The following is an 18194-nucleotide window of genomic DNA, read 5'->3' as shown; positions in this document are numbered from 1 at the left end:
AAATGTTTCAAAGAACCGCCATTGTTCGGCAGGGAGCGCGCCCGTGAAGCATGTCCGGTTTGCCATCCTCGGTGCGGGGCCGTCAGGCCTTGCTTTTGCCCATGGGCTTCTGCGCCGGGGCGAGGACTCCTTCGTCGTCCTGGAGGCCGAGGAGGAGGCCGGCGGGCTGTGCCGCAGTGCGCAGGTGGATGGCGCGGCCTGCGACATCGGCGGAGGGCACTTCCTTGATGTGCGCGACCCGGCGGTGCTGGACCTGCTCTTTTCCTTCATGCCCCAAAGCGAGTGGGCGCGGCATGAGCGCCGCTCCACCATCCGCTACAAGGGCGTGGAGATGGACTATCCCTTTGAGGCGAACCTCTGGCAGCTGCCGCTGGAGGAGCAGGTGGCGTTTTTGGTTTCCATTGCCGAGGCCGGATGCACCACGGGAGCGCCGCGGCCCACAGGGTTTGAGGACTGGATTGTGTGGAAGCTGGGCCGGCGCATCGCTGACGAATACATGTTGCCCTACAACCGCAAGCTGTGGGGCGAAGACCTGTCGCGCCTTGGCACGTACTGGTTGGAGAAGCTCCCGGACGTCTCCCTGCGCGACAGCATCGAGAGTTGCCTTGCGCGGCGGCCGGTGGGGAAGGTTCCGGCGCATGCCGCGTTCTATTATCCGCGCGCGGCGGGCTACGGCGAGGTGTGGCTGCGCATGGCCGAGGCGCTGGGGGACCGGCTTCAAACCGCAACCCCTGTGCGCGCTGTGGAGGCGGGCACCCTGACGGTGAACGGCCAGTGGCGCGCGGAGCGTATCGTCACCACCATCCCGTGGCCGTTGTGGCGGGAGTTTCCGGGGGTGCCGGATGCCGTGGCGGGGGACATGGCGGCCCTGCGCCATGTGGGTGTGCGTGTGACTCCTGTGGCGGAGCGGCCACAAACGCGGGCGCACTGGGTGTATGTGCCGGACGAGAATGTGGCGCACCACCGCGAACTGTGGCGGCAGAATTTCCTGCCCGGCTCGCGCGGCGGCTGGACCGAGACGGCCCTGCACCGCGCGCCGCAGGGCGAAGGCTTTGCGCATGAGTACGCCTATCCGCTGAATACCGTCCGCAAGCCGGAGCGCATGCGGCGTATCCTTGGCTGGGCCGAGGGGATGGGCATTACCGGCCTTGGCCGTTGGGGCGAGTGGGAGCATGTGAATTCCGATGTGGCGGTGGCCCGCGCCCTTGCCATGGCGGACCGGATGACTGCGCGGGACTGCGGCGGGGAGCGTGCATGCGGCTGACGCTGTGCATATTGTGCTGGAACGAGGTGGACGGATGCCGTCATGACATTTTGCGCCTGCCCATGGACGCCTTTGACGAGGTGTTTGCTCTGGATGGCGGCAGTGACGACGGCACGGTGGAATACCTGCGGGAGCAGGGCGTGGACGTGCGCGCCCAACGCCGCAAGGGCTACAACGCGGCGTATTTTGAGGCTGTGGAGCAGTGTACGGGCGACGCCATAGTGTTCTTTCACCCCAAGGGCAGCATTGACCCCGCCTGCGTGTTGCGCTTTCGCGAAGCCTTCGACGCCGGGGCGCAGTTGGTGGTGGCCAGCCGCAACGCGCCCGGCGGGCGTAATGAGGAGGACGACACCTTCTTTCGCCCGCGCAAATGGTTTGTGCAGGGGCTGGCCCTTGCCGCCGCGCTGGTATGGAAGCGCGAAGGCGCGCGCATTGGCGATGTGCTCCACGGCGTGCGCGGCATTACCACCGCCGCCTTCTGGCGCATGGGGCTGGAGCGCAGCGGCGTGAGCATTGATTTGGAAATGGTGGTGCGCGCCTACCGCATGCGCCTGCCGCGCGCGGAATTCCCCGTGCGTGAGGGCGGGCGGCTGGCCGGGACAACGCACTTCAAGGCGCTGCCCACGGGCTGGCGCATTCTCTGCTTTTTTGCGCGTGAACTGCGGCGGCGCGGCGCACGGCGGCCATGGACGGCGGAGACGGTTATCCCTGCACAGGCCCACAAGGAGGACGCATCATGAGTGGTGGTTTCCGGCGGTGGCGTATCGCCCTTGCGCTTGTTGCTGTGTCGGTACTGTTTGCCGTGGGGCTGGTGGAGGCGACCTTGCGCATTGCCGGGTGGTCCTTTGAGCCGTACCTGACGCAGGTGCAGTTCGGCTGGCCGCACCCCAAGGCCATCCGCGAGGCCTACACCATTGATGATGACCTGTTTTGGGTGACCAAGGACTACGCGGATTCATTCCAGAAGGCGCGGGAGGATCCGCCGCGCATCGTCTTTGTGGGCGATTCCTGCACGCAGATTGGTTCCTACGACACACAGTTTGCGGAGCTGGTGGCGGCTGAAAGCCCCGGCAAGAGCGTGCCGTACCTCAACGCCGGTGTGGCCGGGTGGTCGTCCTATCAGGGGCGTGTGCAGGTGGCGCGCGACGTGTTGCCGCTTCAGCCCAAGGTGGTGACCATCTACTTTGGCTGGAATGACCACTGGGCCAGTTTTGGGGTGGAGGACAAGGACATCTCGTCTGTGCTGTTGCCCATGGGTCTCAGCCACCTGCGGGTCGTGCAGCTTATGAACAAGCTGTGGGCGACCAACCTCGTCAAGCCCGGCGTGATTACCCTTGGTACAAATCGCGTCACCGAGGCGGACTACCGCGCCAACATGGAGGCCATGGTGGATATGTGCCGCGCCGCCGGGGCCTCGCCCGTTTTGCTGACCGCTCCCACATCCCATGAACGCGGTAAGGAACCGGAGTACCTCAAACTGCGCTGGCTGCATGACCTTGCGGACCTCATCCCCACCCACCGCCGCTACAACGCCATTGTGCGCGAGGTGGCGCAGGAGCGCGGCGCGGCGCTGTGCGACCTGGAGCGCATCTTTGATGCCCTGCCGCGCAAAGTGGTGCGCGAAACCTATTTCCGTAAGGATGGCATCCATCTGCACCCGCCGGGGGACGCCGTTATTGCTGCGGCCCTGTACGACACGCTCCAGCGGAGCAAACTGCTGAGCGCTGTTGTTGCTCCCAAGGACAAGGCGACCTCCGTCGCCGCCACGGATGGGGGCGCGTAGCATGTGCGGCATCCTTGGCATGGTGGAGCCGTCCGCCTTTGGCGTAGACGCTGGAACCTTTACCACAATGCTCGACGCCATCGCCCACCGGGGGCCGGACCAGTCCGGCGTGTGGGAGGACGAGGGCGTGCTCCTTGGGCACCGGCGGTTGTCCATTATTGACCTGTCCGAGAATGGCCGTCAGCCCATGCACGATGCCACGCGCCGCGCTGTGGTGGTCTTTAACGGCGAAATCTACAACCACCGCGTGCTGCGGGCCGAGCTTACCGCCCGCGGCTATAGCTTCATCGGCCACTCGGATACGGAGGTCATCCCGGCCGCGTATTTGGAGTGGGGCGACGATTTTGTGGAGCGCCTGAGCGGCATGTTCGCTTTTGCTTTGTGGGACCGCACGCGGCGGCGGCTTATCCTTGCGCGCGACCGCTTTGGCGAGAAGCCACTCTACTGGCGGCGCGAGGGTGGGGCACTGGCCTTTACGTCCGAAATGAAGGCCATGCGCGGCGCAGTCCCCCTCAGTGAGGATGTGGGCGCGCTATCGACGTATTTTGTGTTGGGCTACATCCCTGCGCCGCAGTGTGCCTTTGCCGGATGGTCCAAGCTGTGCCCCGGTGAGATGCTGGTCTTTGACGCGGCCACCCGGCGCGTGGAGCGCAGGCGCTATTGGAGCCTTGATGGCGCGGCGGGGTCGCTCAACGGCGTCACCTACGCACAGGCCGTGGACGGTGTGGACCGCGCCCTCACCCGCGCGGTGGCCGACAGGCTGGAGGCGGACGTGCCCCTCGGGGTGTTCCTGAGCGGCGGCATTGATTCCAGCCTTGTGGCCGCCCTTGCCGCGCGCGAGCATCCACGCATTCGGACCTTTTCCGTGGTGCACGACGATCCGTCCTTTGACGAGAGCCGCTATTCACGCATGGCGGCGGAGCACCTTGGCACGGAGCATACCTATCTGCCCATGCAGGAGGGGCACGCGCGCGCGGTGGCGGGGGACATCGGCGCGCTGCTGGATGAACCTTTTGCGGATATGTCGCTGGTGCCGACGTATCTCCTCTCGCGCCTGACGCGTGAGCATGTGACCGTGGCCCTTGGCGGTGATGGCGCGGACGAGCTTTTTTACGGCTATCCCACGCACCTTGCCCATGCTCTTGCCGGGACCGTGGGCTGGCTGCCGCGAATGGTGTTTTCCGGAGTGCGGCGGGGTGTGGATCTGCTGCCTACCTCGTATAAGGACTTCAGCCTTGATTTCCGTTTGCGGCGGTTTACGGCGGGGCTTGGCCTGCCGGTGCTGGAGCGGCACTTTGAGTGGCAGGCCCATGTGATGGCGCGCGAGCGCGAAGGGCTGTTTGCCGATGGCGCGCTGGCCGCACCGCGCTTTCCGCGTGAGGCCGAAGCTGAATTTCTGCCGGGCGCGCCGACCAGCCGCCGCGTGGAGCGCGCGGACCTTGAATGGTATCTGCCCGGCGACATCATGCACAAGGTGGACCTCGCCAGCATGGCCAACGCCCTTGAGGTGCGCGCTCCGTATTTGGATCATGATTTTGCGCGCTATGTCCACGCCCTGCCCGTGCGCTACAAGTGGGGCTGGCGGCGGACCAAGAGCGTGCTGCGCACGGTGGCGGAGCGGTATTTGCCGCGCGAGATTGTGCACCGCTCCAAGCAGGGCTTTGGCTTTCCCCTTGGGCGCTGGCTGCGGCGCGAGCTTGCCGGAATCATGCGCGAGGCGTTGGCCGAAAGTGAGCTTGCCGCGTGCGGGCACTTTGCCCCCGGCTACGTGACGCGCCGCATTGAGGAGCACGTGGACGGCCGCCGGGACAACAGAAAGCTGCTGTGGGCCATGCTGGTCTACATGCAGTGGAGGAGGGCGTATCTGTGAGCGCGCATTCCGTGGTGTCCTTCGTGATTCCTACCTACAACTGCGCGGCGGTGCTGCGGGAGTGCCTGACGTCCATTGCGGCGCAGGACTATCCGCCAGAGGCTGTGGAGGTACTCATCCTTGACGGCGGCTCCACGGATGGCACGCGTGAGGTGGCGCAGGAGTATGGCGCGACGGTGTTGGAGAATCCGCACGTCATTCATCCCAAGGGCCGCCCCATTGGTTTTGCCGCCGCGCGCGGGGAGCTTGTGTGCTGCCTCGACAGCGACAACGTCCTTGTCGGCGCGGACTGGCTGACGCGAATGACAGCGCCCTTTGCCGACCCGGACATCTGCGCCAGCGAGCCGCTTAACTATCTGGCGCGCGAGGGGGACAGCGTGCCCACGCGCTATTGCGCCGCCATTGGCGGGGACGACCCTGTGGCGCTGTACCTTGGCTATTACGACAGATTTTCCGCCGTCACCGGCGACTGGACGGGAGCGCCACGCACCGAGGAGGACAGGGGAGACTACATTAAAGCGGTGCTGACGGACCCGGACCGTATTCCGCCCCTTGGGGCCAACGGCTTCATTGTGCGACGGGCGGACCTGATGCGTGTGCCGCATGCGCCGTTTTTGCATGTGGATGTGGTGCACCTGTTGGTCAAGAGCGGACGCAGAGCGTTCGCCAAGGTCCGGGCCGGGGTGGTGCACATCCACGCCGGTGACGCGGAAGCCTTTGTGCGCAAGAAGAAGCGGCGCGTTATGCGCCGGGTGGACCGCGATGTGCGGGCGTTTTACTCCTACCGCTTTACCCTGCGGGACTGGGCGCGGCTGTTTCTGCGGGCGGCACTGGTGCTGCCCCTGTGGCGCGATGCGCGCCGCGTGCGGCAGGTGGACCCGGGGCTGGGGCTGTTTCATCTGCGCATCACCTACCGGGTGCTGGCCCTGTACTGCATGACGCGGCTTCTTGGACGGCTTGCCGGGGGCGGAGACGCCTACGAACGGGTGTAAGGACAGAGGGCATGGACGAAAAAAAACTTGGATTCCGCCAGAGTGTGGCCCTTGGCCTGCGGTATTGGCCCACCTTTATCAAGCTGCTGCCCAAGCTGTATGTGGAGCGCTTCAACCAGCGCAAGGAGCTGGGCTTCCCGCGCATCATCACGGTGTTTGCCACGGAGCGGTGCAATATGCGCTGCCCCATGTGCCTTGTGTGGAAATCGCGCGAGCAGTTCGGCGCGGATGGCGAGACCATCACCGCCGAGTCCATGCGCCCTGTGCTGGATGAGGCCGGGCCATGGGGCACGGGGTTTTACTTCACGGGCGGGGAGCCGCTCATGAACCGCGAGGTGCCGGACATCATCGCCATGGCCTCGCAGCGGCGGCTTTTGACCGGGCTGACCACCAATGGCCTGCTGCTGAAAAAGCGCGCGCAGGAACTGTTGGACGCGGGGCTGACCTTTCTCTCCGTGTCCATTGATGCGCGCGAGCCGGTGCACGATGCCAACCGGGGGCTGGAAGGCGCGTTTGCCCACGCTGTGGCGGGCATTGAGGCCATGCAGGACATTGCGGCGCGCCGGCGCTCCGTGTTTCCCATCATCAAGCTGAACGCGACGTTTTTTCCTGAGAGTCTTGGCGATTTGGAATATCTGGTGGCCCTTGCCGGACGCCTTGGGGTGGCGGAGATTACCTTCCAGCACCTCAGTTTTGTGGATGACGTGTGCCGTGAGCCGCAGCGTCACTACGCGGAAAAGTTGCCCTATGGCGATTCCTTCCAAGGCATGGACGTGGGTGAGCGGTGTTTTTCTCCGGAGCAGATTCAGCGCATTGCGGCCTTTATGGCCAACGCGCCGGAATTGGAGGCCCAGCACGGTGTGAAGGTGGGGTTTGGGCCTTCGACCAACAGCGTGGAGGCCTACTATACGCCGGGGTTTCCGTCGCGGCAGTCGTTTTGCTCCATTCCGTGGTCGGAGCTGAGCATCCGCGCCAATGGCGATCTGGAAATGTGTCACGGTCACGTCATTGGCAACATCACGTCCTCGCGGGTGCACCGCGCATGGAAAAGCCCGGTCGCCAAGGAGTTCCGGTCCTTCATCGCGCGGCATCCCAACGCGCCGCCGTGCTACCGGTGCTGCGCCCTTAAATACCACTTTGCCGAAGGGGGAACGTCATGACCATGCGCCAAAGCGCTGTTGCCGCCATGGTACTGGCGCTGTGCCTGCTGACGTGTGCGGGCGCGGCCCGCGCCGAAGAGGACGCCCCGCCGCCGGACCCGCGCACCCTGATGGTGGACATTGTACGCGACCCTTCCTTCACCTTGGAGACGGGCGTCTTTTTTGCGGACCAGAATGAGGACGGCGCGGCGCTCCTTGACGCCGTCATGCGCGAGCGCGGCGTGGGCGGGCGGCTGCTCCTGAAGCAGGACCGCGAGCAGCCGGTGCAGATGACGCGGACGCTGACGGACTTTGCCCTGCCTATGATGGAATTTCGTAAGGTGAGTCCCGTGCGCTACCGCATCCGCGTACATGGCGCGCGGGGCGGGTTTCCGCTGTTGGTGAACGAGACCTTTCATCCCCAGTGGCGGCTGTACCTGCGCCCCTTTACGCCGCAGCCGCGCCGGCAGATGGACGCCCTGCTGGCGCAGTACCGCGTTCTGGAAGGCAACGAGGCCGGTCAGGCCGCGCCGGAGCGTGTGCGGGAGTTTATCGGCAAGGGCTGGGTGAGTACGCTGGGCGATGGCGCGGAGAAATCGCGCAAGCATTACGGCTTTGACGAGGACGGACGCGATTACGTGGACCATGTGGAGACGTATACCGTGGACTTTGTCTCCCGCGCCTACCACCGCAGCATCCAAAACGACAACCTGCCCGCCGGGTCGTACGATGAAAACTGGGGCGCAGGGCGCATTGCCGCCAATGCGAAGGAGTGGTTGGACGTGGACGAGCCTTTTGCCCCGGCGCATTGGACAGCCTCGTCCGGGACGGGGGCCAGCTACCAGTGGCCCGCGGAGTTGCACTGGGTGGTCAATGGCTTTGCCAATAGCTGGTGGGTGGACCCGCGCCTTGTGCGCCTGCTGCCTCAGGCAACGGAGAACCAGCCCGGCTACTGGCGCGAAGGCCCGGAGGGCATCGACTTTGAAGTTGTGGTGGAATTTGAGCCACAGCGGTATTTTTTAACCGGCGCGGCCATCAGTCTTGGCACCCTTGGGGTGTGCCTTGTGGTGCTGGGCTGGTGCTGGGTGCGGCGGTGCAGGGCGCGCTGACGCGCCGCGTTGAACTGGGCGCGGCGGTGAGCGCTTTGCGCGCAGGCGAGATGTGAGGCCAAAAAGAAACGGCGGGCCGTCCCTTGTGGGGCGGCCCGCCGCAGTGTGTGGTGCATGGAAGCGGAGACTAGCGTCCGCCGAGGTCAAGGTGCATGTCCTTGGGCCACTCAAGGGAGTAGCCGTACTGGATGCGCTCCTCTGCGCCGGGGGCGAGGGTGGCGGTCCAGACGGCAAGGCCGTCCTCCTTGTCCGCGCCGCCAAGGCGCATATCGACGGAGATAGCCTTGTCGCGCAGCTGGGGCAGGGCGTCCTCCACGCGGATATCCACCGGCGTGGCGTGCTGGTTGCGCACGGTGAGGGTCCAGTTCCAGTCGTAGGTATTCTTGGTGGTCAGGAACCCTTCACTGCCGGAGGTCTTGTCGTCCGTGGTCAGGGACACGTTGAGGAACGGGTCCGCGCCGAAGTAGAGGTCCGCCGTGGTATCGTTCATGGCAAAGCTGCGCTTGTGGATGAAGGCCGAGTCCAGAAGGAACGAGGCCTCGCCGCGCGGCAGTCTGGGGGCGGCGTCCAGTTCAATGGCGGCGTGAACGTAGGCGCGGTCCGATACCTGCGGGCGGATGATGGCGTCAAAGTCGGCCTTCCACGTCAGGCGGCGCAGGGCAATGCGCCGGGTGTCGCCGGACTGGATGGACACGGTGCCTGCGTCGTATTCGTCAAAGGCCGTGCGCTGGGTGGCCTGTGGCCCGCCAGCAGCGGGGGCGGCCATCATGGCCATTTCCATGTTGGCGTCAGCGGCGCGCAGGGTTTTGACGCGCGGGCGCACCTGCACGGGCTGAATAACCCACGGGCGGTTCTGCGGGGGCACCGTGCCGCCGGTAAAGCGCGCCGTGGACAGGGTGAGGGCGACGTCCTTCCACTCCTGCCCGCTCTTCTGGGTGATGACGGCGTCCCACGCCACATCCACAGCGCCCTTCTTGGGATGGGCGTTGATGACGTAGTGCGCGGACCAGCCGCAATTGTTCAGGCGGTAGGAGTACATGGCGCGCGCCGTAGCCGCGGGGTGCCCGGAGAAGCGGGCGGTGACCAGCCAAGCGGTGTCGCTGCCGCCTGTCAGGTCGTTCAGCTTGCGGCGCAGGCGGGCGGCCTTGTCCTCGGCATCCTGAATCTGCGGAATCAGCTCCGAGGCCGCGCGCAGGGATTTGAGGACGCCTGTGTGGATGGCGGTGGCAAATTCCGAAGCGTCGCGCCTGGTGACGGCGGTGCTCAGGGACTTCCAGTAGTCGGCCGTGGCGGTGTGCGCGGCGCGGGCATCGATGAGGTCCTGCAACTCGGCAACGGCCTTGGCGTGGGCCTCGCGCGCGGCGGCGATGCGGGCTTCCTCCTGCCGGACGTCCTTGTCGACGCTGAGGTCCTTAAGGGTCAGGTCGCCGGCGTTTTCAAGGGAAAAGCGCAGGCTGTTCGGGTCGGCGGAGTGGGGCAGGGTAAAGGTTGCCGTGGCGCCGCCTTCGGTCTGCGTCAGCGGCAGGGTGGCGGTTTCGGTAACGCGGGCAAAATCGGGATAGACGACCGCCCGAACCGGGGCGGCCAAGGCGCTGAGCGCCGGGTAGAGCGCGATGACAGCGGCACAGATGACCGTGAGTAGGCGCATGATATCCTCCTGAAAAGTTAACGGCAATGCTGTTGCCGGACAGTCCTTCAGGTGTATCGTCAGCGGCAGGGGTGGTCAATATGGCGGGGCGTTTTTCGCGGTGCGGGGTGGAGGTTGTCTGGCGTGTGCGGGATGGCGCGGCACCATCTGCGGGCCGTTGGCGGCAGGGCGCGTTGCGGCGCAACATGGAGAGCTGGCGGCGCCGTGCACGGCAAAACGGTGACGCTTGCTGCGGCAGGGGGGATATTGGGGCCGCAGAGCGAAGGCCGATGGGCGAATGCGCCCGCATGCGCAGGACAAAAGGGACGCCGGTGGGCAGGGGGCACGGGGCACGGGCGCGGGCTACGCCCCCAGCTGGCGCGGCGGCCCACAGGATGGGCCATACGCCGCGCCGGATGTGGCAGAGAAGAGTCAGACGTCAATGGTGCGCGAGGACCAGTCCTTGTGCGTGAAGTCGTAGGCGGTAAGGGACAGGGTGCCGTGTGGGGACCAGTCCTTGCCGATGATGATGCCCTTGCCGTCTTCGTCCACCACATCGGCAAGCAGGTCAAAGACCGACGAGCGGTTTTCCTCGTCGTCTTCAAACATGGGGGCCGCACCGCTGATATAGACAGCCCCGGAGCCGTCCATGTGCTGGTAGGACACTGTTTCGAAAGCGTTATTCAGAAGCTTGTTCACCTTGCTGAAGGACCATTCGCCGATGCCGTAAACCCAACCTTCGTACACAGTGCATCCCTTTTCCATCGCAAACTCTCGCAAATGCTTTGGCCCGGTGCGGGCGGTTGTTTGTGCAGGCACGGGTGTATCGTGCGTCCTCCGTCATACTGCGAGACGCGGCGCGGCTCAAGGCTTCATCAGCATTTTTTGGAGCAATACCGCAAAACTGGCCGTTGCCAGTGCTCTGCCCGGACTGGCGGAGGCACGATGTTTCGGATTGTAAAATCCCTCCGCGTGCAGGTGCGGCTGAGCGGGGCTGGAGAGGGGGCGCTGGGGCTGGTCGCCCGCACTTGTTGGACCATGGCTGTGCGCGGCGTAGCCTGCAAGGGGGGCAGGCATGGAGCAGGATGTGCCGCATGGAGGAACACGCGCCGCTCCACGGTGAGTATTTGGCTTTGGGGCAACGGAAAAGCACATGTTTTAAGCTGTTTAGCGAGGAAAATGTCGCACATGGGCAAATTCCTTTGCAAAACGAAAATCGGCAACTGCCCGGATTTTCTGGCGATTGGGTCAAGGGATCGGAAAAATGGACGTTTTGAAAGGCTTTTCTTTCTGCTGCGGTGGTGCTATGTGGTGCTGCATGAGAATGCTTAAAGCGTGCTTTCATCCGGAAAGGAGTCTGGGACCAGTCATGAAGAAAAAACCCATGCTGGCGCTTCGCATCGTTCTTGGCGTGGCGCTCTATGTGCTGGCTGTACTGCTTTCGGCGTCCGTCGTGAAGGCATAGGCTCAGGACATCCGGCAGTGCCGCGGCATCTGCCTGAAACAGGCCGCAGTTCCCATTGAAGTGGGAACTGCGGCCTGTTTTGTTTTGCGCTCTGCAGTAAACTTTTTTTGCAATGCATGGGCACTCTTGTGCGGGGCGCTATGGCGGTGGGGTGTGTGCTTAAAATGCGTAAGCAACAGATGGCGGAATGCAGGAATATCCCCGTATGACGGGATTGTGTGAACTTGCACAAGCTTGACTTTCGCTGAGCTTTCTGGTCATTCACTTTCGCTGTTGTACACGAAGAAATTCGTGTGGATGGCCTGCAATACTGTTTGTGCAACCAAACAGCTTTGACGCACAGGACTGTTTGAGCGCACAACCAGTATCTTCCTGCAGGGGAAAAGTGCTCCGGATTTGTGCCGGAGTGAGCAGGTGCAGGGATTGTGTGGGGTCCGCGGCTGGTAGGGCCGCATGTTGTGTAAACGTCATGTTATCTGGAAGAGGTACAATGGAATTCCTGCAATTCGGGGTGGCTATCCTCCCTATCATCTGGCTCATGTTCTCGCTGGGCGTTCTGCGACTGCCCGCCTACAAAACCTGTACGGCTACCCTTGTCGCCACCCTTGCCATTGCCGTGTTCGGCTGGTGGCAGATGCCTGTAGCGGATGCCGCCGGCGCGGCGCTGGAGGGCGCCGCCCTCGCCGTGTGGCCCATCATGATCGTCATCATCGCGGCCGTGTTTACCTACAACCTGTCCATCGCCACCGGCAGCATGGAAATCATCAAGGGCATGCTCTCGTCCATCACCACGGACAGGCGCATCCTCGTGCTGATTATCGCGTGGGGCTTTGGCGGCTTCCTTGAGGGCGTTGCGGGCTACGGCACCGCTGTGGCCATCCCCGCCAGCATCCTTGCGGCCATGGGCTTTAATCCGCTGTTCGCCGCCATTATCTGTCTGGTTGCCAACACCGTGCCCACAGCCTTTGGCGCCATCGGCATTCCGGTGACCACCATGGCGAGCGTCACCGGCCTGCCCGTCACGGAGCTGAGCTATTTCACCGCACTGCAGCTGACGCCGTTCATCATGGTTATCACCTTCCTGCTGGTGATGCTGACGGAAAAGAGCGTGCGCGGCGTGAAGGGTGTGTTCTTTATCACTCTCGTGTCTGGCGTGTCCTTTGCCCTGCCGCAGTTGATGGTTGCCAAGTACCTTGGCGCGGAGCTGCCCTGTTTGGCGGGCAGTGTGTGCAGCATGGCCGTCACCACGCTGGTGGCGCGCACCATGTACCGCCACACCGCCGGCGAAGCTACGGACGGCACCTCCGGCCGTGACAAGTTTATGGCGTGGCTGCCCTACATTCTTATTTTTGCCTTCATCATCCTGTGCAGCAACCTGTTCCCCGGCATCAAGCACGCGCTGTCCAGCGTGAAGACCACCGTTGCCATCTACGGCGACCATCCCTTCACGTTTAAGTGGATTGCCACGCCGGGAACGCTCATCATTATTGCCACCTTCCTTGGCGGCATGCTGCAGGGGCAGTCCTTTGGCCGCATTGCCGGGATTTTTGCCAACACCACCCGCCAGCTTGCCATGTCCGCTGTGACGGTTATCGCCATTGTCGCCATGGCCAAGGTTATGGCCTACAGCGGCATGATCAACACCATCGCCGTGGTGGTTGCCGCCGTGACGGGCAGCTTCTTCCCGCTTATTGGCCCGATGATTGGCGCGCTTGGCACCTTTGTGACCGGCTCCGATACGTCCTCCAACGTGCTGTTTGGTAAGCTGCAGCTGGAGATTGCCCGCGAGATTGGCGTGGACCCGCGCTGGCTGGTTGCCGCCAGCGCCGGCGGCGCAACCGCCGGCAAAATGATTTCGCCCCAGTCCATCGCCGTGGCCACCGCCGCCACCGGCCTTGTTGGCTCCGAGGGTGAAATCCTTGGCCAGACCGTCAAGGTCTGCATCGGCTACCTTGCCCTGTACGGTGTGCTGACCTACGCGGTCATCATGCTGGGCTTCGTCTAGCCCGCAGGACGTCTTCGCCCACGGCGAAAACGCGTCAAAAAAGCCCCCGCGTCGCTAAGCGATGCGGGGGCTTCGTTATGCAATCTGGCCGCGCCCTTAGCGGCGCATGGACTTGTAGGCGTTGATGAGGGCGTTGGTGGAGGCGTCGTGCGAGGCCACGGGCACGTCGTCGGCCAATTCCTTTTGGATGGTGGCGGCAAGCTGTTTGCCCAGCTCTACGCCCATCTGGTCAAAGGAGTTGATGTCCCACAGCGCGCCCTGCACAAAGATTTTGTGCTCGTACAGCGCAATGAGCGCCCCAAGGCTGGTGGGCGTGAGCTCACGCATGAGGATGGTATTGGACGGGCGGTTGCCGGTGAAGGTCTTGTGCGGGGCAATGGCGATGATGCGGTCCGCGTCCACGCCTGCGCGCTGCATCTCGCGCGCCACTTCCTCGGTGGTGCGCCCGTGCATCAGGGCCTCGGACTGGGCGATGACGTTGGCCATGAGCACATCATGGTGCTGGCCCAGCGGGTTCAGGCTGCGCGCGGGGGCGATAAAGTCGCAGGGGATGAGCTTGGTGCCCTGATGGATAAGCTGGAAGAACGCGTGCTGGCCGTTGGTGCCGGGTTCGCCCCAGATAATGGGGCCGGTGCTGTAGTCCACGGGGATGCCCTCGGCATTGACGGCCTTGCCGTTGGATTCCATATCCCCCTGCTGGAGATAGGCGGGGAAGCGGGCGAGGTACTGGTCGTAGGGTAAAATGGCGTGGGTGCCGCAGCCGAAGAAATTGTTGTACCACACCCCTAAGAGGCCCATGATGACGGGAATATTCTTTTCCAGCGGGGCGGTGCGGAAGTGCTCGTCCACCTCGAACGCGCCGCCCAGCAGGTCCTCAAAGCGCTCCATGCCGATGCTGAGGACAATGGACAGGCCAATGGCGCTCCACAGGGAGTAGCGTCCGCCGACCCAGTCCCAAAATTCGAACATATTGGCGGTGTCGATGCCAAAGGCGGCGACGCCCTCGGTGTTGGTGGACAGCGCCACAAAGTGCTTCGCCACGGCGCTGTCGTCGTCGGTGGCCCCCAGCAGCCACGCCTTGGCCGAGGCCGCGTTCATCATGGTCTCCTGCGTGGTAAAGGTCTTGGAGGCGATGATGAACAGGGTGGTTTCCGGCGAGAGGGGGCGCAGGGTTTCGCTCAGGTGCGTGCCGTCCACATTGGAGACGAAGTGGGCGCGCGGGCCATCGGCGTAGTGCCCAAGGGCGCGGACCACCATCAGCGGCCCAAGGTCCGATCCGCCAATGCCGATGTTGACCACGTCCGTGATGGGTTTGCCGGTAAAGCCCGTCCACGCGCCGGAGCGGACGCGCTGGGAAAAGTCCTTCATCTTGGCCAGCACGGCGCGCACGCCGGGCATGACATCTTTGCCGTCCGCGAGGATGGGGCGCGAGCTTTGGTTGCGCAGGGCCACGTGCAACACCGCGCGGTCTTCGGTGAAGTTGATGTGCTCGCCTGCGAACATGGCATCGCGTTTTGCAGCCAGGCCGCGCTCCGCGGCAAGGGCAAGGAGCAGGTCCATGGTCTCCTGCGTGATGCGGTTTTTGGAGTAGTCGAAGAGGATGTCTTCCAGACGCAGCGAGAACGATTCGAACCGATGGGGATCGGCGTCGAACAGCTCGCGCATGTGCACGTCCTTGATGGAATCATAGTGCGCCTTCAGGGCCTTCCAAGCCGCCGACTGCGTAAGGGTTGTCATGACAGTTCCTCTATATGTGGTTTTCGGACCAAGGTGATAACCGCTTTAGTTCGCAGTCTAATTTGGACGAAACACGGCGGGAAGTCAACGCCGCGGCCGGATGAGGTTCTTGACAGCAAGGACAACCATTGCCTACTCAACCAGTTCGCAATCGGATATCCTTCCGGTTTTTTTCGCATAGGGAGGTCTTTGACATGCTTGGTTTTGACAATGGCGCCGTTGCGCTTGCCGTGTGGCTGACCCTTGGGGCCGCCGCCGCGAGCGTCATCTACGGCGTGGTCAACTGGAACAGGGGAGGAGAGGACGCCGAAGGGGTCGGTACGTCATCTTCCGGGGAGGAGCCGCACGAATGATGCTGAAGGCTCTGGCCACAACCCTGTACATGCTGGTGGTGTTCTATCTGGGCTACAGAGGCTGGAAGGACACCAAGGTCGCCACGGACTACATGCTGGCCGGACGGCGGATGCATCCGTTTGTTATGGCTATGTCCTACGGGGCGACGTTTATTTCCACATCGGCCATTATCGGCTTTGGCGGCGTTGCCGGAATGTTCGGCTTTTCGCTGATGTGGCTCACCTTTTTGAATATTGCTGTGGGCGTGCTGTTCGCCATGACCGTCCTTGGCAAGCGCACCCGCCGCCTTGGCCTTGCGCTGGACTGTTTGACCTTTCCCGAGCTTTTGGGGGCGCGGTATCAGTCGCGCTTTATTCAGGGCTTTTCCGGGGGAGTGATTTTTCTGTTCGTCCCCGTGTATGCGGCGGCGGTTTTGCTCGGCATCTCGCATATGATTGAGGTGTCCCTCGGCATTCCGCTGGAGACAGCCATGGTGGGCTTTACGCTCATCCTTGCGCTGTACGTCATTACCGGCGGCCTGAAGGCCGTGATGTACACGGACGCCTTTCAGGGCACCATTATGGCCGCCATGATGGTGGTGCTGGTTACCGTGACCTACTCCAAGCTGGGCGGCGTGACGCAGGCGCATCAGACGCTGGCGTCCATGGCGCACTTGATGCCGGAATCCCTGCGCGCAGGGGGCATGGAGGGCTGGACCCAGGGCATTCGCTTTGGCACGCCCATCTGGCTCACCGTGTTTACCACCATCGTTTACGGGGTGGGTATTGGCGTCTTGGCGCAGCCTCAGCTTGCCGTGCGCTTTATGACTGTGGAAAGCGACAAGGAACTCAACCGCGCCGTCCTCTACGGCGGGGTGTTCATCCTGCTGTTGCCCGGCGTGCCCTACGTTGTTGGCGCGCTGTCCAACGCGGTGTTCTATGAGACCTTCGGCAAAATCGCCATCGTCATGGCCGAGGGGAACTATGACCGCATTATCCCGCTGTACATCGAGCGCATTATGCCGGGGTGGTTCTCCGCGCTGTTCCTTATGGCGATGTTTGCCGCGGCCATGAGTACGCTGTCGTCCCAGTATCATGTGGGCGGTACGTCCCTTGGGCGCGACGTGTTCCACAAGGCCCTGCGCCTGTCCAATGGCGAAACGTTCAAGGTCACCCAGATGGGCGTGGCCGTGACCATCTTCATGACCCTTGTGTGGGCGTGGGTGCTACCGGGGAGCGTAATCGCCCGGGCGACGGCGTTCTTTTTCGGGCTGTGCGGCGCGGCGTTTTTGCCCGCCTATTGCCTTGGCCTGTATTGGCGGGGCATGACGCGTACCGGGGCCATAGCATCCATGATGGGCGGCTTTGCCGTGTCCATGTTTTGGCTGCTTTTTGTGCACCTCAAGGAATCGGCGGCCCTTGGGCTGTGTGAGGCTGTTGCTGGTGTGCCGTCCCTTGCGGCGGCCGCGCCGGAGGGCAGCACGTTGTGGCTGCTGCAATGGCTGGACCCCAACGTGGTGGCCCTGCCCGTGAGCATGACCCTGGCGGTGGTGGTCAGCCGCATGACCCAGCCAATGGACGCCGCGCACGTTGCGCGGTGCTGGCGGTATTTCCGCTGACGCTGGGCACAATGAATCGACCTACAGGGGAACGCGCGTGGCGCGTTCCCCTTTTTTCTTGGCATATCGGTGCGCTGTGCTGGTGCGAGGGGCGCTGTGTATGATAGGTATGGTGATGCATTGCCCTGTGGTGCGCCCACGCGCCGTGAGCGGGGCAGGTGCGATTCTTGCTTGCATGGCTCCGCTTTGGTGGGGCGCGTCGGGAATCCGTCGGCGCTCCGAAACCCTTCCTAGGACAGAGGATTGACGATGCATATCAGAAAGCGCGTGCTTGTGACCGGTGGCGCGGGATTCCTTGGCTCGTTTTTGTGCGAGCGGCTGCTGAATGATGGCTGCGACGTGCTGTGCGTGGACAACTACTTCACGGGTGCGCGGCGCAATATTACGCATCTGCTGGATAACCCGTACTTTGAGCTGATGCGGCACGACGTGACCTTTCCGCTGTATGTGGAGTGCGACGAGATTTATAATCTGGCCTGTCCGGCCTCGCCCATCCATTACCAGCACGACCCGGTGCAGACCACCAAGACGTCCATCCACGGGGCCATCAATATGCTGGGCCTTGCCAAGCGCACGCGCGCCAAAATTTTTCAGGCCTCCACATCCGAGGTCTACGGCGACCCGGAGGTGCATCCGCAAAACGAGGCCTACTGGGGCCGCGTGAATCCCATTGGACGCCGCGCATGCTACGACGAGGGCAAACGCTGCGCCGAGACGCTGTTTTTCGACTACCACCGCCAGCACGGGCTGGGCATCAAGGTGGCGCGCATCTTCAATACCTATGGCCCGCGCATGCACCCCAACGACGGTCGCGTGGTGTCCAACTTCATCACGCAGGCGCTGCGCGGTAAGCCCATCACGGTGTACGGCGACGGTTCGCAGACGCGCTCCTTCTGCTACGTGGACGACTTGATTGAAGGCTTTGTTCGCTTGATGGACGCGCCGGACGAGGTGACCGGGCCCATGAATCTTGGCAACCCCGGCGAGTTCACCATTTTGGAGCTGGCGGAAATCGTTATCGAGATGACCGGCAGCCGCTCCTCCATCGACTTTAAGCCCCTGCCCGGCGACGACCCCACCCAGCGCAAGCCGGACATCACCTTCGCCCGTGAGACGTTGGGCTGGGAGCCGAGGGTCGCGCTGCGTGATGGCCTGAAGAGCACCATCGCGTATTTTGACGACCTGCTGCGCGAAATGGACGACATCTCCCTGGGCCGTCTGAACTAACGCCGGGGCCGGAGCGGTATCCGCG

At 63.4% G+C, this 18194-nt stretch carries 15 protein-coding genes; 12 read left to right on the top strand and 3 right to left on the bottom strand.

Annotated features, from left to right (window positions below; all coding sequences use genetic code 11):
• Window positions 1-43: 43 nt before the first annotated feature.
• Genes ACI3L3_RS01880 through ACI3L3_RS01850 form a run of 7 tightly spaced genes read left to right on the top strand, consistent with a single transcriptional unit; the run spans window position 44 to window position 8157 of the window.
• Window positions 44-1264: a protoporphyrinogen/coproporphyrinogen oxidase gene (locus ACI3L3_RS01880; protein WP_404843394.1), complete on the top strand. Its 1221-nt coding sequence runs from the start codon at window positions 44-46 to the stop codon at window positions 1262-1264.
• Window positions 1255-2004: a glycosyltransferase family 2 protein gene (locus ACI3L3_RS01875; protein ID WP_404843393.1), complete on the top strand. Its 750-nt coding sequence runs from the start codon at window positions 1255-1257 to the stop codon at window positions 2002-2004. Before ACI3L3_RS01880 ends, ACI3L3_RS01875 begins: the two co-directional genes overlap by 10 nt.
• Entirely contained in the window at window positions 2001-3047 is a 1047-nt protein-coding gene (locus tag ACI3L3_RS01870) for an SGNH/GDSL hydrolase family protein (protein WP_404843392.1), read from the top strand. The genes ACI3L3_RS01875 and ACI3L3_RS01870 overlap by 4 nt, the downstream gene beginning before the upstream one ends.
• Window position 3048: 1 nt before the next feature.
• The gene (gene asnB / locus ACI3L3_RS01865) at window positions 3049-4917 is read left to right on the top strand and encodes an asparagine synthase (glutamine-hydrolyzing) (protein ID WP_404843391.1); all 1869 of its coding nucleotides are present in this window, start codon (window positions 3049-3051) and stop codon (window positions 4915-4917) included.
• A complete protein-coding gene (locus tag ACI3L3_RS01860; protein ID WP_404843390.1) occupies window positions 4914-5909 on the top strand; it encodes a glycosyltransferase in 996 nt (331 codons plus the stop codon). The genes asnB and ACI3L3_RS01860 overlap by 4 nt, the downstream gene beginning before the upstream one ends.
• Window positions 5910-5920: 11 nt before the next feature.
• The gene (locus ACI3L3_RS01855) at window positions 5921-7069 is read left to right on the top strand and encodes a radical SAM protein (protein WP_404843389.1); all 1149 of its coding nucleotides are present in this window, start codon (window positions 5921-5923) and stop codon (window positions 7067-7069) included.
• On the top strand, window positions 7066-8157 hold the full coding sequence (locus ACI3L3_RS01850) for a hypothetical protein (protein ID WP_404843388.1): 1092 nt from the start codon (window positions 7066-7068) through the stop codon (window positions 8155-8157). The genes ACI3L3_RS01855 and ACI3L3_RS01850 overlap by 4 nt, the downstream gene beginning before the upstream one ends.
• A 127-nt stretch (window positions 8158-8284) precedes the next feature.
• Here ACI3L3_RS01850 and ACI3L3_RS01845 read toward each other — a convergent pair whose 3' ends face one another.
• Both ACI3L3_RS01845 and ACI3L3_RS01840 read right to left on the bottom strand, forming a co-directional pair.
• Window positions 8285-9805, bottom strand: coding sequence for a mucoidy inhibitor MuiA family protein (locus ACI3L3_RS01845; RefSeq protein WP_404843387.1), 1521 nt, complete (start codon window positions 9803-9805; stop codon window positions 8285-8287).
• Between the two features lie 411 nt (window positions 9806-10216).
• On the bottom strand, window positions 10217-10531 hold the full coding sequence (locus ACI3L3_RS01840; RefSeq protein WP_404843386.1) for a hypothetical protein: 315 nt from the start codon (window positions 10529-10531) through the stop codon (window positions 10217-10219).
• A gap of 347 nt (window positions 10532-10878) precedes the next feature.
• On the opposite strand from ACI3L3_RS01840, the gene ACI3L3_RS01835 reads away from it, so the two are divergent.
• Together ACI3L3_RS01835 and ACI3L3_RS01830 are read left to right on the top strand one after the other, a co-directional pair.
• Window positions 10879-11061, top strand: a complete 183-nt coding sequence (locus ACI3L3_RS01835) for a hypothetical protein (RefSeq protein WP_404843385.1) — start codon at window positions 10879-10881, stop codon at window positions 11059-11061.
• Between the two features lie 678 nt (window positions 11062-11739).
• Window positions 11740-13254, top strand: a complete 1515-nt coding sequence (locus ACI3L3_RS01830; protein WP_404843384.1) for an L-lactate permease — start codon at window positions 11740-11742, stop codon at window positions 13252-13254.
• Between the two features lie 96 nt (window positions 13255-13350).
• On the opposite strand, the gene pgi is transcribed toward ACI3L3_RS01830, so the two are convergent.
• Window positions 13351-14991 (bottom strand): glucose-6-phosphate isomerase, encoded by a 1641-nt coding sequence (pgi, locus tag ACI3L3_RS01825; protein ID WP_404843383.1) that lies wholly within the window; start codon window positions 14989-14991, stop codon window positions 13351-13353.
• A 194-nt stretch (window positions 14992-15185) separates the two neighbouring features.
• On the opposite strand from pgi, the gene ACI3L3_RS01820 reads away from it, so the two are divergent.
• The 3 genes from ACI3L3_RS01820 to ACI3L3_RS01810 all read left to right on the top strand — a co-directional run bounded on the left by ACI3L3_RS01820 (window position 15186) and on the right by ACI3L3_RS01810 (window position 18169).
• Window positions 15186-15344 carry a symporter small accessory protein gene (locus ACI3L3_RS01820; protein ID WP_404843382.1) on the top strand — a complete coding sequence of 53 codons (159 nt, stop codon included), beginning with the start codon at window positions 15186-15188 and terminating at the stop codon, window positions 15342-15344.
• Complete coding sequence (locus tag ACI3L3_RS01815; RefSeq protein WP_404843381.1) at window positions 15341-16942, top strand: sodium:solute symporter; 1602 nt, start codon at window positions 15341-15343, stop codon at window positions 16940-16942. The genes ACI3L3_RS01820 and ACI3L3_RS01815 overlap by 4 nt, the downstream gene beginning before the upstream one ends.
• Before the next feature lie 249 nt (window positions 16943-17191).
• The gene (locus ACI3L3_RS01810) at window positions 17192-18169 is read left to right on the top strand and encodes a UDP-glucuronic acid decarboxylase family protein (protein ID WP_404843380.1); all 978 of its coding nucleotides are present in this window, start codon (window positions 17192-17194) and stop codon (window positions 18167-18169) included.
• The last annotated feature ends 25 nt before the right edge of the window (window positions 18170-18194 follow it).

The sequence above is a fragment of the Desulfobaculum sp. SPO524 genome, assembly GCF_044987625.1.
Lineage (GTDB): Bacteria > Desulfobacterota > Desulfovibrionia > Desulfovibrionales > Desulfovibrionaceae > Desulfobaculum.
Note: the sequence above shows the minus strand (reverse complement) of the source record. Positions and strands in the feature narration are given on the sequence as shown.

Coding starts and splice junctions, on each gene's coding strand:
- ACI3L3_RS01850 (WP_404843388.1), top strand. CDS start 7,066: ATGACCATGCGCCAAAGCGCTGTTGCCGCCATGGTACTGGCGCTGTGC.
- ACI3L3_RS01875 (WP_404843393.1), top strand. CDS start 1,255: ATGCGGCTGACGCTGTGCATATTGTGCTGGAACGAGGTGGACGGATGC.
- ACI3L3_RS01820 (WP_404843382.1), top strand. CDS start 15,186: ATGCTTGGTTTTGACAATGGCGCCGTTGCGCTTGCCGTGTGGCTGACC.
- ACI3L3_RS01870 (WP_404843392.1), top strand. CDS start 2,001: ATGAGTGGTGGTTTCCGGCGGTGGCGTATCGCCCTTGCGCTTGTTGCT.
- ACI3L3_RS01845 (WP_404843387.1), bottom strand. CDS start 9,805: ATGCGCCTACTCACGGTCATCTGTGCCGCTGTCATCGCGCTCTACCCG.
- pgi (WP_404843383.1), bottom strand. CDS start 14,991: ATGACAACCCTTACGCAGTCGGCGGCTTGGAAGGCCCTGAAGGCGCAC.
- ACI3L3_RS01810 (WP_404843380.1), top strand. CDS start 17,192: ATGCATATCAGAAAGCGCGTGCTTGTGACCGGTGGCGCGGGATTCCTT.
- ACI3L3_RS01815 (WP_404843381.1), top strand. CDS start 15,341: ATGATGCTGAAGGCTCTGGCCACAACCCTGTACATGCTGGTGGTGTTC.
- ACI3L3_RS01835 (WP_404843385.1), top strand. CDS start 10,879: ATGGAGGAACACGCGCCGCTCCACGGTGAGTATTTGGCTTTGGGGCAA.
- ACI3L3_RS01830 (WP_404843384.1), top strand. CDS start 11,740: ATGGAATTCCTGCAATTCGGGGTGGCTATCCTCCCTATCATCTGGCTC.
- ACI3L3_RS01855 (WP_404843389.1), top strand. CDS start 5,921: ATGGACGAAAAAAAACTTGGATTCCGCCAGAGTGTGGCCCTTGGCCTG.
- asnB (WP_404843391.1), top strand. CDS start 3,049: ATGTGCGGCATCCTTGGCATGGTGGAGCCGTCCGCCTTTGGCGTAGAC.